The organism is Blastococcus sp. TML/C7B, assembly GCF_016612845.1.
In the GTDB taxonomy this organism is placed as follows: Bacteria; Actinomycetota; Actinomycetes; order Mycobacteriales; family Geodermatophilaceae; genus Blastococcus.
In genome coordinates this window covers 2,054,845-2,066,993 of record NZ_JAEOAA010000001.1, presented here as the reverse complement: position 1 = coordinate 2,066,993, position 12,149 = coordinate 2,054,845, and the positions used below count along the sequence as shown (strand labels likewise).

Sequence of the window (12,149 nt, the reverse complement as noted above, 5' to 3'; positions counted from 1 at the left end):
CGGGCAGGCTCGGCGGCATGCGTCCCGTCCCCGCTGCCGCGCTCGCCGCGCTGGTCGCGGCGCTGGTCGTGGCAGCGGCGACACCGGTGTCGGTGGCGGCCCCGCCTCCCGCTCCGACGGCCGCCGCCTGGGGCGTGCCGCTCGACGGCGGACCGGTGGTGACCCGGCCCTTCGACCGGCTCGCGAACCCGTACGGGCCCGGCCATCGGGGCGTGGACCTCGCCGGTGCCCCCGCGGCGCCGGTCCTGGCCGCGGGCGAGGGCGTCGTGGTGTTCGCCGGCATGGTGGCCGGGCGGCCGGTGGTCAGCATCGACCACGCCGGTGGCCTGCGGACGACGTACGAGCCGGTCACCGGGTCCGTGGCCGCGGGCCAGCGAGTGGCGCGGGGCTCCCCCGTGGGCGCGCTCGTCCCGGGCCACGCGGGCTGCCCGGTGGAGGCGTGCCTGCACTGGGGGCTGCGCCGCGGGGAGGTCTACCTGGACCCGCTGTCCCTGCTCGCGCCGCCGCGGGTCCGGCTGCTGCCGCTGCGCGGGGGCTGATCCGGCGAGCCGTCAGGCGATGTCGGCGAGCTTGGTGCGCAGGTGCAGGACCGCCTTGGTGTGCAGCTGGCAGATCCGGCTCTCGGTCACCCCGAGGACGCGGCCGATGTCGGCGAGCGTGAGGCCCTCGAAGTAGTAGAGGGAGACGACGACCTTCTCCCGCTCGGGGAGCTGCTCGACGGCGCGGGCGAGCAGCTGGCGGGCCTCGCCGTGCTCGGCCATCGCCTGCGGGTCCAGCGCGCTGGTGTCCTGGAGGGTGTCGCCGAGCCGCGGGGCACCGCCGTCGTCGTCGGTGAGCAGCTCGTCGAGGGCGACGACGTTGACCAGGGACAGCTGGCCGAGGAACTTGCGGATGTCCTCGACGTCCATGTCCATGGCGTCGGCGACCTCGTCGTCGGTCGGCGTCCGGTGCAGGCGGGCCTCGAGCTCGGCGACGGTGCGCTCGAACTGGCGGGCCTTCATGCGCACCGACCGCGGGATCCAGTCGGTGTTGCGCAGCTCGTCGATGATCGCGCCGCGGATGCGGGCCATCGCGTAGCTCTCGAACTTGACCTCGCGGGTGGGCTCGTAGCGGGTGATGGCGTCGATGAGCCCGAAGGTGCCGTAGGAGACCAGGTCGGCCTGCTCGACGTGGCTCGGGAGGCCGCTGCCCACCCGGCCGGCGACGTACTTGACCAGCGGCGCGTAGTGCAGGATCAGCCGGTCGCGCAGGCCCGGGTCGCGGTCGGCGACGTAGGCGGCCCACAGCTGCGCGACGAACGCGTCGGTGTCCTCGGCCGCCTCGTCGATCCGGTGGATCGTTGCCTCAGGCACGGTGGCCCTCCTCGCTCGCGCTGCGGGCTCGCGCCCCGTTGTCCCGGCCGGTGGTGGCTGCTGTGCGTCGCATCCGTCGTCCCCGCCGCTCAGGCCCGTGGATGGGCCTGGGCGTGGACCGCACGGAGCCGTTCGACGGTCACGTGCGTGTAGATCTGCGTTGTAGCGAGGCTAGCGTGGCCGAGCAGCTCCTGGACGGACCGCAGGTCCGCGCCGCCCTCGAGGACGTGCGTCGCCGCGGAGTGCCGCAGACCGTGCGGGCCGATGTCGGGTGCCCCCGGGGCCGCCGCGACGGCGGCGTGCACCGTGCGCCGGGCCTCGCGGGGGTCCAGCCGCCGGCCGCGCGCGCCGAGCAGCAGCGCGGGCCCCGAGTCGGTGACGGCCAGAGCGGGGCGGCCCCGCGTCAGCCAGGCGTCGAGGGCCTTCTCGGCGGGCAGCCCGTAGGGGACGGTGCGCTCCTTGCGGCCCTTGCCGAGCACGCGCAGCACCCGGCGACCCCGGTCCACGTCGTCGACGTCGAGGCCGACGAGCTCGCTGACCCGGATGCCGCTGGCGTAGAGCAGCTCCAGGACCAGCGCGTCGCGCAGACCGACCGGGTCCTCGGCGTCCGCGGCCGACTCGACGACGGCCCGCGCCTGGTCGGGTGCGAGCACGTCGGGCAGGGTGCGGTGGGCGCGGGGGCTGACCAGCCGGAGGCCGGCGTCCTCGGCGGCGTGCCCGGCGCGGTGCAGCCAGCGGGTGAAGGACCGGGCCGCGGCGGCGTGCCGGGCGGTCGTGGCGCGGCTGTGGCCGCGCGTCCGGCCCTGCGCGAGCCAGCTGCGGAGCACGGCGAGGTCGAGGTGCTCGGGGCGCTCGCCGCCGCGGCGGGTGAGGTGGTCCAGCAGCCCGGTGACGTCGGTGACGTACGCGCGGACGGTGTGCTCCGAGAGGTCGCGCTGGCCGCGCAGGTGTTCCTCGTACCCGGCGAGCACCTCGGCGAGGGCAGGCGGCAGGGCGGCGCGCGCGTCCGTCGTCCCGGTTGCCACCCCGGAACCGTCCGTCGGCGCGCCGGGCCGGTCAAGGCGCCGCGCCGGATCCGGTCGCGGGCCGCGCCCCGGGCTGCGGGGCCAGCCGCCAGCCGGTGCCGGTCCACTGCACGAGGTCGGCCAGTTCGAGGGCGGGCAGGACGCGCAGCACCTCCAGGACGTCGCAGCCGGCCACCGCGGCCAGGCGGTCGGGGCTCACGCCGGTGCGGACGGGGCAGGCGTCGAGCACGCGGGCGGCGAGATCGGAGAGCCCGTCGCGCGGGGTGGTGTGCCGGGGTGCGGGGTCGGCCAGGTCGTCCCCGATCCGCCCGACCTCCTCGAGCACGTGCGCCGCGGAGGTCACCAGCCGGGCGCCCAGCTCCGCCTCGCGGAGCAGCTCGTGGCACCCGACGCTCAGCGCGCTCGTCACGGGGCCGGGCACGACCAGCACCGGGCGGTCGAGCTCCTGCGCGCGGCGGGCGGTGGCCAGCGCACCGGAGCGCGCGGCGGCCTCCACCACGACGGTGCCGCGGGTGAGGGCCGCGATCAGCCGGTTGCGGACGAGGAACCGGTGCCGCAGCGGCGCGGACCCCGGCGGCCACTCGCTGAGGAGCAGCCCGGTCGCGGCGATCCGGTCGAACAGCGCGCCGTGGGCGGCCGGGTAGGGCCGGTCGACCCCGCAGGAGAGCACCGCGACCGTCGGCGCCTGGGCGGCCAGAGCCCCGCGGTGCGCGGCGCCGTCGATGCCGAACGCCCCGCCGGAGACCACGGCCCAACCCCGCTCCCCCAGCTGGTGCCCGAGCTCGGCGGCGACGTGCTCGCCGTAGGCGGTCGCCGCGCGGGCGCCGACGACGGCCACCGACCGGTCGGCGAGCTCGTCGAGCCGGCCGGGTCCGCGCAGCCACAGGGCGAGCGGGGGCACGAGCGCCTGGGTGCGCTTCGACTGGTGCTGCCGCTCGGCGGGTTCGGCGGCGACCGCGCGGGTCAGCGCGGACAGGGGCAGGTGCGGCCACTCGTCGTCCTCGGGGACGAGCAGCCGCGCCCCGCAGCGCTCGGCCCGCTGCAGGTCCGCCAGCGTCGCGTCCTGGTCGGCCCGCGCCCCGATCAGCGAGCGCACCGTCGTCGGCGCCCGGCCGTCGCGCAACCGCCGCACGGCCTCCACTGGCCCGTGGTCGTCGACGTAGCGCCAGAGGTCGATCGTGCCCGGCTCGACGGCGCGGCTGAGCCAGGCCCGCGCCCGCCGCAGCCCCGGGTGCACCGGACCGCTGCCGTGGCCGGCGACCCCGGCGGCGTCCTCGAGGTCCTCGTCCAGGGTCGTCATGCCGCTACCCGCTGCAGGCGCATGCCGAGGGCCTCGGCCACCTCGTCGGCGCCGGGCACGGTGCGCCCGGCCAGGTCGCTCAGCGTCCAGGCGACCCGCTGGACGCGGTCGAAGCCGCGCACGGAGAGGGCGCCCCGTTCCAGGGCCCGCTCGGCCAGGGCCAGCGAGGACCGCGGCGGGGCGAAGCGCTCGCGCAGCAGCCGGCCGGGCACCTGGCTGTTCAGCAGGAGCCCCGTCCCGGCCAACCGCTCCGCGGCCACCGCGCGGGCCTGTTGCACACGCCGGGCCACGACTGCCGTGGACTCCGGCTCCCCCAGCCCGTCCAGCCAGGCGGCCCGGGTGACCGGCGGGAGCTCCACCCGGAGGTCGATGCGGTCCAGCAGCGGCCCCGACAGCCGGGACCGGTAGCGGCGCCGCTCGAGCGCGCTGCACGTGCAGGCGGCGTCGCCCGCGGCGCTCGCGCAGGGGCAGGGGTTGGCCGCCAGCACCAGTTGCGCGCGGCACGGGAAGGTGGCCGAGCCGGCCGCCCGGTGGATCGTCACCTGACCGCGCTCCAGCGGCTGGCGCAGGGTGTCGAGCACCGCCCGGGGGAACTCGGGCGCCTCGTCGAGGAAGAGCACCCCGCGATGGGCCCGGCACAGCGCGCCCGGGCGGATCTGGCCCGAGCCGCCGCCGATCAGCGCGGCCATCGTGGCCGAGTGGTGCGGCGCCTCCAGCGGCGGGCGGGTGAGCAGCGGCGCGTCCGGCGACAGCGTCCCGGCGATCGAGTGGATGGCGGTGACCTCCAGCGCCGCCTCCTCGTCCAGCGGCGGCAGCAGGCCGGGCATGCGCTCGGCGAGCATCGTCTTGCCGGCACCCGGGGGCCCGGCCAGGAACAGGTGGTGCCCGCCGGCGGCCGCGACCTCCACCGCCCGGCGGCCCACGGCCTGGCCGACCACGTCCCCCAGGTCGGCGGTCGGCGCGGGCCCGGGAGTCTCGCCGCGGACGTGCGCCGGGATCACCCGGCGCCCCGAGAGGTGCTCGACGAGCTGCTCCAGCGAGCTCACCGGCAGCACGTCGACGCCCGCGACCAGCGCGGCCTCGTCGGCGTTGCCGGCCGGCACGACGACCTGTGCGTGGCCGGCGTGCGCGGCGGCCAGCACCGCCGGGAGCACCCCGCGGATCGGCCGCACCGCGCCGTCGAGCCCGAGCTCCCCCAGCAGCACCAGCCGATCGATGGACCCCTCGGGCACCGTCCCGGCCGCGGCGAGGACCGCCGCGGCCAGCGCCAGGTCGAAGCCGCTCCCCTGCTTGGGCATCGACGCCGGCGACAGCCCGATCGTGATGCGCCGGTTCGGGAAGTCGCCGCCGCTGTTCGCCACCGCCGCACGCACCCGGTCCACCGACTGCCGCACCACGGTGTCGGGCAGCCCCACCAGGGTCACCCCGGGCAGCCCCTGCCCGATGTCCAGCTCCACCTCGACCAGGGCGCCACGGACCCCGACCAGCCCGACCGACCAGGTGCGCGCCAGCGTCACGAGAACGCCGCCGGGAGGTGCGTGACCTGCGCCGGCCGGCCGGGCCGGACGAGCACGCCCACGACGTCGAACCGGATCTCCGGCGCGTGCTCGTCGTGGGCCGCCAGCCACCGCTGGGCCAGGACCCGGAGCCGCCGCTGCTTGGCGGGCGTCACCGCCTCGGCGGGGTGGCCGTAGCCGATGCCGCGGCGGGTCTTCACCTCGCAGAAGACGAGCGCACGCGCGTCGCGGGCGACGATGTCCAGCTCGCCCTCGCGGCACCGCCAGTTGCGGTCGAGGACGCGCAGGCCGGCGTCGGTCAGGAAGGCGGCGGCGATCCGCTCACCGTGGTCGCCGAGGCGTGGAGGAGGCACCGCTCCACCCTCACCGGCCCGCCGCCGGGATCCCAGGTCTGCGGCGGAGCTGTGGACGGTGGCCGCGCCTGTGGACGGGGCCCCGCCGTCGGCGTGGCTACCGTCGGGGCATGTACGTCGAGACGGTCGTCCAGATCAACGAGCGGGACACCTACCAGGCCAGCGTGCGGCTGCGGTCCTCCGCGGCGAGCAGCCGGCCGCCGGTCGACGCCTTCGTCCGCTTCAGCCCCGCCGGGTGGCTCACCATGAAGCCGCTCGTCGGTGGCCGCGTCCTGGTCGTCTCGACCGCCGAGGTCATCGACGTCACGAACATCGAGCGGGTCCAGACCCTCGACACGTAGCCCTCAGGGCAGGCGCGGGTTGTCCGGCAGCTCGAGGTCGGGCTTGTCCAGCTCCTCGACGTTGACGTCCTTGAACGTCAGCACCCGCACGTTGCGGACGAACCGGGCCGGCCGGTACATGTCCCACACCCAGGCGTCGGAGAGCTTCAGCTCGAAGTAGACCTCGCCGCCGGCCTCGCGGACCTGGAGGTCGACGGAGTTGGCCAGGTAGAACCGCCGCTCGGTCTCCACCACGTAGGTGAACTGGCGGACGATGTCCTTGTACTCGCGATAGAGCTGCAGCTCCATCTCGGTCTCGTACTTCTCGAGATCCTCGGTGCTCATCGGTCCTCGGTGCTCGTCGCGGGCTCGCAGGACTCAGGGCGCATGGCCCCATCATCGTGCATGGCGGCACCGACGGGCAGCCCGAGGGACCTCCCCGCGTGCAGGTCGCGGGCGCGGGCCACGTTCACGAACCGCATCCGGTGCGCCGGGCAGGGCCCGTGCCGCTCCAGCGCCGCCGTGTGGACGTCGGTGATGTAGCCCTTGTGGCCGGCGAAGTCGTACTCCGGCCAGCGCTCGTGCAGCTCCAGCATCACGCGGTCCCGGGTGACCTTGGCCAGCACCGAGGCCGCCGCGACGCAGGCCGCGACCCGGTCGCCCTTCCACACGGCGAGCCCGGGACGGGACAGCCCGGGGACCGGGAAGCCGTCGGTGAGCACGTAGTCCGGCTCGGGGTCCAGCGTGCACACAGCCCGGCGCAGCGCCTCGAGGTTGGTGACGTGCATGCCGCGCGCGTCGAGCTCCTCCACCGGGATCTGCACGACCGACCAGGAGACGGCGCGGTCGAGGATCTCGGCGTAGACCCGCTCCCGGGCGGCGGCGGTGAGCAGCTTGGAATCGGCCAGCCCGGGCACCCGGCCGCGCTTGCCCGAGGGCAGCACGCAGGCGGCGGCGACCAGCGGCCCCGCGCAGGCGCCCCGGCCGGCCTCGTCGGCCCCGGCGACGGCGGTGAAGCCGCGCCGCCGCAGCGAGCGCTCCATGTCCCAGAGCGCGTCGGGCCGGTCGTCGACGACGACCCGGCGCCCGCGGGGCACCGGGGCGGCAGCGGAGTGAACGGGTCGAGCAGCCATCGCGCACCGACCCTACGACGGCGGTCCGACGGCCCGGGACCGGACACCCGGCGGCCCCGGACGCACGCAGGGCCGGCCCTGGAGCGGACCGGCCCTGCGTGCGGAGGAACGTGCGGGCGCGAACGCCCCGGGAACTCAGATCTCGGCGGGCACCTCGGCGGGCACCTCGGCGCGGGCGGTGCCGTGGGCACCGCAGGTGCAGGTGGCAGGGGTGCGCGAGGAGAGCACGAGGGAGACCGCGTGGGCCCGGTCACGGGCACCCAGCTTGCGCAGGATGGCCTTGACGTGGCTCTTGACGGTGTCCTCGCTGATGAACAGGTTGCGGCCGATCGCCCGGTTGGACTGGCCCTGCAGCAGCTCGTCGAGGACGTCCTGCTCGCGGCGGGTCAGCGGCACCTCGGGGGTGAACGGCTTGGCGGCCGGCACGGCGGAGGGCTCGACCCGGCGGATCTGCGGGTCGACGACGGTGCGGCCGGCGCGGGCGGCCAGGATCGCCCAGCCCAGCAGGGTCGGCGAGGTGTTGAGCAGCAGGTAGCCACCGACACCCGCGGCGAGCGCCTCGTTGACGACGGCCGGGTCCTCGGAGGTGGCCAGCGCGACGATGGCGACCCGGGGGAAGCGGCGACGGAGGTCGCGGCAGGCGTTCAGCGTGGCGGCGCGGCCCTGGCCCAGCTCGACGACGACGGCGTCGGGGCGGGCCGACTCGGCCAGCGTCATGGCGCGGCGCAGCTCGCCGGGCGTCCCGACCGACTGCATGCCGGCGGTCTCGTTGATCATGCTGACCAGACCACGGCGCAGGACGGGCGCGTCGGCGAGGAGGAGCACGCGGGTGACTCCGCGGGCGGTGCTCGCCATGGGTGCAGACACAACTGACTCCGTTTCACTCCGAATTGCTTGCTCTCTCTCCATCGGAAGGGTGAAACGGTTGCTTGAACACTTTGCTGACAATTTTTCGTCGCTTATCGAGAACGACCATTCCTGCGGCCCGCGTCACATGCGCACCATCGGATCGCCATTCCGGGACGACGACCCCGTCAGCGGTCGCGGCGACGGCGCCGCCACGCCACGACCGGCACGGCGCCGACCAGCCCGACCGCGGAGGAGGCGAGCAGGTCCGGGCGCACACCCGTGGCGCCGCCGTCCACACCGGCACCGGCCGCGTCGACGTCCTGGATGTCGGGCGAGCCGACGAAGCCGAACCGGCTGAGCGGCCAGACGATGACCGCGGCCTTGCCGATGACGTCGTCGACACCGACGGTGCCGGAGTACCGGTCCCCCAGGTGCGCCTTGGAATCCGCCGACGCCGACCGGTGGTCGCCCATCACCCACAGCCGCCCGTCCGGGACGGTGACCGGGCCGAAGGCGCGCTGGTCGATCGGGGTGTTCTCGAAGATGTAGGGCTCGTCGAGCGGCTCGCCGTCGACGGTGACCCGGCCCTCGGCGTCGCAGCACTGGACGGTCTGCCCGCCGACGGCGATGACCCGCTTGACGAAGTCGTCCTCGCTCGGCGGCGCGACGCCGACGGTGCGGCCCAGCCACAGCAGGGCCCCGGTCACCGCGTTGCCGGGTTCGGCGACGGTGACCTCGGGGCTCCAGGTGTCGGGGCCCTTGAAGACCACCACGTCGCCGGGCTCGGGCTCGCCGAACCAGTACGGCACCTTGTTGACCAGCACGCGGTCACCCGTGCAGCCGGGGCAGCCGTGCAGCGTCTGCTCCATCGACCCGGACGGGATGAAGAACGCCTGCACGAAGAAGGTCTTCACGACCAGGGCGAGCACGAAGGCCACGACCAGCAGCACCGGCAGCTCCCGCAGGAGCGAGCCCTTCTTCGCCGCGCCGTCGCGACCTCGACGCCGCCCACCGGACGCCTCGGCCGGCTGCTCCGCCCGGTGCCCGGTCTGCTGCTCCGCCTCGCCGCTGCGGGCGCCGTCCTCCGGGTCGGGCTCGCCGGGAACGGACGTCGGCGGGCCCCCCGGGCCGTTGGCTGCTCATCAGGAGCAGCGTACGGCGCGGAGGGCCCGCCGGAGACGCAGAGGGCGGTCGAGCCGCCCGTCGTTCAGCGCAGGTCAGCGCGCGACGACGTCGCGCTTCTCCTTGATCTTGGCGGCCTTGCCGCGGAGCTCGCGCAGGTAGTAGAGCTTGGCGCGACGCACGTCACCGCGGGTGAGGACCTCGATCTTCTCCACGACGGGGGTGTGCACCGGGAAGGTGCGCTCCACGCCGACGCCGAAGCTCACCTTGCGGACGGTGAAGGTCTCGCGGATGCCGCCGCCCTGGCGGCGGATGACGACGCCCTGGAAGACCTGGATGCGGGAGCGGTTGCCCTCGACCACGCGGACGTGCACCTTGACGGTGTCACCCGGGCGGAACGTCGGGATGTCGTCGCGCAGCGAAGCGGCGTCGAGTGCGTCCAGGGTGTTCATCGCGGCAGTCCTCATGTTCTGGCAGTGGCTCGTGTGCGGTGCGGACAGCGGTACGACCCGGCTGTCCGTTCCCGGGAGCTGCGGGCTCCTCGGCGGAACTCCCCCGTCGACCCGGCCGACGGTGCGCAGCAGTGGTCCATCGTGCCACATCTTCAGGTGACGATGCGCGGCACCCCGGTCCACGGGCCCGCCACCAGCGCCGGGAGCACCGCGGCCAGCTCGCGGGGTGCGAACTCCTCGCTGCTGGCGGCGATCTCCTCGACGGTCCACCACCGGTGCGGCTCGTCGCCCAGCAGCTCGAGCTCGGTGCGGCCGCGCGGGTCGACGTCGTGCACGACGTCGCGGAGCACGAAGTAGGTCTCCCGGTTGTCGTACTCGACGCCGCCGAAGGGGCCCACGAAGCGCCGGAACCAGACCGGTCCCTCCAGCGCCGCGGGCTCGACGTCCAGGCCGATCTCCTCGGCGAGCTCCCGGACGGCGGCGGTGCGCAGCGACTCGCCCGCCTCCACGCCCCCGCCGGGGGTGTACCAGAACAGCACGTCGCCCGGCGGCACGCCGGGGTCGGTCAGCCGGGCGCCCAGCAGCAGGATCCGGCCGACCGGGTCGAGGACGACGACCCGAGCCGAGGGGCGGACGACCGTGCTGCCGGCCACCGCTCAGCGGCCGTCGAGGAGGGCGCGGTCCGCGGCGTCCAGCGCCTCGTCGGGCAGCGCGGCGAGCAGGTCTGGGCGCCGGTCGGCGGTGCGCCGCAGCGACTCCGCGCGGCGCCACCGCTCGATAGCCGCGTGGTCGCCGGAGAGCAGCACCGGCGGCACCTCGTGGCCCCGCCAGGTCGCGGGCCGGGTGTAGGACGGACCCTCGAGGAGGCCGTCGGCGTGCGAGTCGAACTCCACCGACTCGCGGTTGCCGACGACGCCGGGCAGCAGCCGGGTGACCGCCTCGACCATGACCAGGACGGCGGACTCCCCGCCGGCGAGGACGTAGTCGCCGATCGAGACCTCCGACACGGGACCGGCGTCGGCGGCCCAGTCGGCGACCCGCTGGTCGATGCCCTCGTAGCGGCCGCAGGAGAAGACCAGGCCGGGTTCGGCCGACCACTCCGCGGCCAGGGCCTGGGTGAACGGGCGCCCGGCCGGCGTCGGGACGACGAGGCGGGTGCCGGGCGGCCGGACGGCCTCCAGCGCGCGCGCCCACGGCTCGGGCTTCATGACCATGCCGGGGCCGCCCCCGTACGGGGAGTCGTCGACGGTGCGGTGCACGTCGTCGGTCCACTGCCGCAGGTCGTGCACGCCGATGGCGACCAGGCCGCGCTCGGCGGCCTTGCCCAGCAGCGACTGGCGCAGCGGCGCCAGGTACTCGGGGAAGATGGTGACGACGTCGACCCGGTACGGCGCGCTCACAGGTCGAGCAGCCCCTCGGGCGGATCGACGACGAGGAAGCCGCCGTCGAGGTCGACGGTGGGTACCAGCGCCGCCACGAAGGGGATCAGCGCCTCGCCGCCCTCGGGCCGGCGCACGACGAGCAGGTCCTGCGCCTCGTGCCGGACGGCGGTGACCTCGCCGATCACCGAGCCGTCGGGCAGCCGGGCGCCCAGGCCGACCAACTGGTGGTCGTAGTAGGAGTCGGGCTCCTGGAGCTCGGGCAGCTCGTCGACCGGGACGAGCAGCAGGGTGTTGCGGAGGGCGTCGACGGTCTCGCGCAGTGCGTAGACCTCACCGGAGGGAGCGGCCAGCTGCAGCAGCAGCGTGCCGCTGTGCCAGCGCTTGTCGACGACGGTGAGCGGGCCGCGCTCGGCCGGCTGGGTGCGCAGCACGGTGCCGGGGGCGAAGCGGGCGTCCGGGTCGTCGGTGCGCACCTCGACGGTGGTCAGACCACGGACACCGTGGGGCCGGCCGATGCGGCCGACCACCACGGTGTCCGGAGGGGGGTCGTGCGGAGTGCTCAAGGCGTCGTGCTCAGCGCCCGTCGGTGTCGACGACGTCGACCCGGAGGCCGCGTCCCCCGACACCGGTCATCACCTGGCGCAGCGCCTTGGCGGTACGACCGCCGCGGCCGATGACCTTGCCGAGGTCGTCGGGGTGCACCCGGATCTCGAGGGTCTTGCCACGGCGGTTGGTGAGCAGGTCGACCGTCACGTCCTCGGGATGGTCGACGATGCCCTTGACCAGGTGCTCGAGCGCGTCTTCGAGCACGTCTTACTCGGCAGGCGTCTCGGCCGGGGCGGCGTCCGCGGCCGGAGCCTCGGTCGCCGGGGCCTCGGCGGCGGGAGCCTCGTCGGCGGCAGCGGCCTTCTTCGGCGCGGCCTTCTTCTTGGCGGTGGTCGCCTCGGTGGTCGGCTCGTCCATGCCGGCGCGGACGGCGGCCTCGTAGAGAGCCTTCTTGTCCGGCTTGGGCTCGGCGACGCGCATCGGCGCGGGGGCCGGCTCGCCCTTGAACTTCTGCCAGTCACCGGTCACCCGGAGGATGGCGGCGACGGCCTCGGTCGGCTGCGCGCCGACACCCAGCCAGTACTGCGCGCGCTCGGAGTCGACCTCGATGTAGGAGGGGTCCTCCTTCGGGTGGTACTTGCCGATCGTCTCGATCGACCGACCGTCACGCTTGGTGCGGGCGTCGGCGACGACGATGCGGTAGTACGGCGCGCGCATCTTGCCCAGGCGCATGAGCTTGATCTTGGTGGCCACGGTGGGTGGTGTACTCCTCGAACGCTGTGTGGTTGCTCGCCGGGC

At 75.2% G+C, this 12,149-nt stretch carries 17 protein-coding genes; 2 read left to right on the top strand and 15 right to left on the bottom strand.

From position 1 onward, the window contains the following. The first annotated feature begins 17 nt into the window (after window positions 1-17). Complete coding sequence (locus tag JKP76_RS10080) at window positions 18-539, top strand: murein hydrolase activator EnvC (RefSeq protein WP_200490718.1); 522 nt, start codon at window positions 18-20, stop codon at window positions 537-539. Window positions 540-551: 12 nt separating this feature from the next. On the opposite strand, the gene whiG is transcribed toward JKP76_RS10080, so the two are convergent. From whiG to JKP76_RS10055, 5 genes are all read right to left on the bottom strand, one after another. Then, on the bottom strand, window positions 552-1,352 hold the full coding sequence (gene whiG, locus JKP76_RS10075) for an RNA polymerase sigma factor WhiG (RefSeq protein ID WP_200490717.1): 801 nt from the start codon (window positions 1,350-1,352) through the stop codon (window positions 552-554). Window positions 1,353-1,441: 89 nt separating this feature from the next. Further along, entirely contained in the window at window positions 1,442-2,377 is a 936-nt protein-coding gene (locus JKP76_RS10070) for a tyrosine recombinase XerC (protein WP_200490716.1), read from the bottom strand. 31 nt (window positions 2,378-2,408) lie between these two features. Beyond that, window positions 2,409-3,677: a DNA-processing protein DprA gene (gene dprA / locus JKP76_RS10065; protein ID WP_200490715.1), complete on the bottom strand. Its 1,269-nt coding sequence runs from the start codon at window positions 3,675-3,677 to the stop codon at window positions 2,409-2,411. Beyond that, window positions 3,674-5,194, bottom strand: coding sequence for a YifB family Mg chelatase-like AAA ATPase (locus JKP76_RS10060; RefSeq protein ID WP_200490714.1), 1,521 nt, complete (start codon window positions 5,192-5,194; stop codon window positions 3,674-3,676). Before JKP76_RS10060 ends, dprA begins: the two co-directional genes overlap by 4 nt. Then, window positions 5,191-5,547, bottom strand: coding sequence for a YraN family protein (locus JKP76_RS10055; RefSeq protein WP_200490713.1), 357 nt, complete (start codon window positions 5,545-5,547; stop codon window positions 5,191-5,193). The genes JKP76_RS10060 and JKP76_RS10055 overlap by 4 nt, the downstream gene beginning before the upstream one ends. Window positions 5,548-5,657: 110 nt before the next feature. On the opposite strand from JKP76_RS10055, the gene JKP76_RS10050 reads away from it, so the two are divergent. Continuing rightward, the gene (locus JKP76_RS10050) at window positions 5,658-5,888 is read left to right on the top strand and encodes a hypothetical protein (RefSeq protein WP_200490712.1); all 231 of its coding nucleotides are present in this window, start codon (window positions 5,658-5,660) and stop codon (window positions 5,886-5,888) included. A gap of 3 nt (window positions 5,889-5,891) precedes the next feature. On the opposite strand, the gene JKP76_RS10045 is transcribed toward JKP76_RS10050, so the two are convergent. The 10 genes from JKP76_RS10045 to rpsP all read right to left on the bottom strand — a co-directional run bounded on the left by JKP76_RS10045 (window position 5,892) and on the right by rpsP (window position 12,104). Beyond that, window positions 5,892-6,212: a DUF2469 domain-containing protein gene (locus JKP76_RS10045; RefSeq protein ID WP_091980364.1), complete on the bottom strand. Its 321-nt coding sequence runs from the start codon at window positions 6,210-6,212 to the stop codon at window positions 5,892-5,894. Then, entirely contained in the window at window positions 6,209-7,000 is a 792-nt protein-coding gene (locus tag JKP76_RS10040) for a ribonuclease HII (protein ID WP_200490711.1), read from the bottom strand. The genes JKP76_RS10045 and JKP76_RS10040 overlap by 4 nt, the downstream gene beginning before the upstream one ends. A 135-nt stretch (window positions 7,001-7,135) precedes the next feature. Beyond that, window positions 7,136-7,867: a response regulator transcription factor gene (locus JKP76_RS10035; RefSeq protein WP_200490710.1), complete on the bottom strand. Its 732-nt coding sequence runs from the start codon at window positions 7,865-7,867 to the stop codon at window positions 7,136-7,138. A 167-nt stretch (window positions 7,868-8,034) separates the two neighbouring features. Beyond that, on the bottom strand, window positions 8,035-8,799 hold the full coding sequence (gene lepB / locus JKP76_RS10030) for a signal peptidase I (protein WP_309232905.1): 765 nt from the start codon (window positions 8,797-8,799) through the stop codon (window positions 8,035-8,037). A gap of 267 nt (window positions 8,800-9,066) precedes the next feature. After that, window positions 9,067-9,423 carry a 50S ribosomal protein L19 gene (gene rplS / locus JKP76_RS10025; protein ID WP_200490709.1) on the bottom strand — a complete coding sequence of 119 codons (357 nt, stop codon included), beginning with the start codon at window positions 9,421-9,423 and terminating at the stop codon, window positions 9,067-9,069. Between the two features lie 152 nt (window positions 9,424-9,575). Continuing rightward, window positions 9,576-10,076, bottom strand: coding sequence for an NUDIX hydrolase (locus JKP76_RS10020; RefSeq protein WP_200490708.1), 501 nt, complete (start codon window positions 10,074-10,076; stop codon window positions 9,576-9,578). Window positions 10,077-10,079: 3 nt separating this feature from the next. Next, on the bottom strand, window positions 10,080-10,823 hold the full coding sequence (gene trmD / locus JKP76_RS10015; protein ID WP_200490707.1) for a tRNA (guanosine(37)-N1)-methyltransferase TrmD: 744 nt from the start codon (window positions 10,821-10,823) through the stop codon (window positions 10,080-10,082). Then, entirely contained in the window at window positions 10,820-11,368 is a 549-nt protein-coding gene (rimM, locus tag JKP76_RS10010; protein ID WP_200490706.1) for a ribosome maturation factor RimM, read from the bottom strand. The genes trmD and rimM overlap by 4 nt, the downstream gene beginning before the upstream one ends. A 10-nt stretch (window positions 11,369-11,378) precedes the next feature. Beyond that, window positions 11,379-11,615, bottom strand: coding sequence for an RNA-binding protein (locus JKP76_RS10005; RefSeq protein ID WP_089336030.1), 237 nt, complete (start codon window positions 11,613-11,615; stop codon window positions 11,379-11,381). A 3-nt stretch (window positions 11,616-11,618) separates the two neighbouring features. After that, the gene (gene rpsP, locus JKP76_RS10000; protein WP_200490705.1) at window positions 11,619-12,104 is read right to left on the bottom strand and encodes a 30S ribosomal protein S16; all 486 of its coding nucleotides are present in this window, start codon (window positions 12,102-12,104) and stop codon (window positions 11,619-11,621) included. Window positions 12,105-12,149 lie beyond the last annotated feature (45 nt).

Bases quoted from the DNA above. Each gene is read 5' to 3' on its own strand.
- JKP76_RS10045 (WP_091980364.1), bottom strand. From the start codon at position 6,212: ATGAGCACCGAGGATCTCGAGAAGTACGAGACCGAGATGGAGCTGCAG.
- JKP76_RS10040 (WP_200490711.1), bottom strand. From the start codon at position 7,000: ATGGCTGCTCGACCCGTTCACTCCGCTGCCGCCCCGGTGCCCCGCGGG.
- JKP76_RS10080 (WP_200490718.1), top strand. From the start codon at position 18: ATGCGTCCCGTCCCCGCTGCCGCGCTCGCCGCGCTGGTCGCGGCGCTG.
- dprA (WP_200490715.1), bottom strand. From the start codon at position 3,677: ATGACGACCCTGGACGAGGACCTCGAGGACGCCGCCGGGGTCGCCGGC.
- JKP76_RS10050 (WP_200490712.1), top strand. From the start codon at position 5,658: ATGTACGTCGAGACGGTCGTCCAGATCAACGAGCGGGACACCTACCAG.
- rplS (WP_200490709.1), bottom strand. From the start codon at position 9,423: ATGAACACCCTGGACGCACTCGACGCCGCTTCGCTGCGCGACGACATC.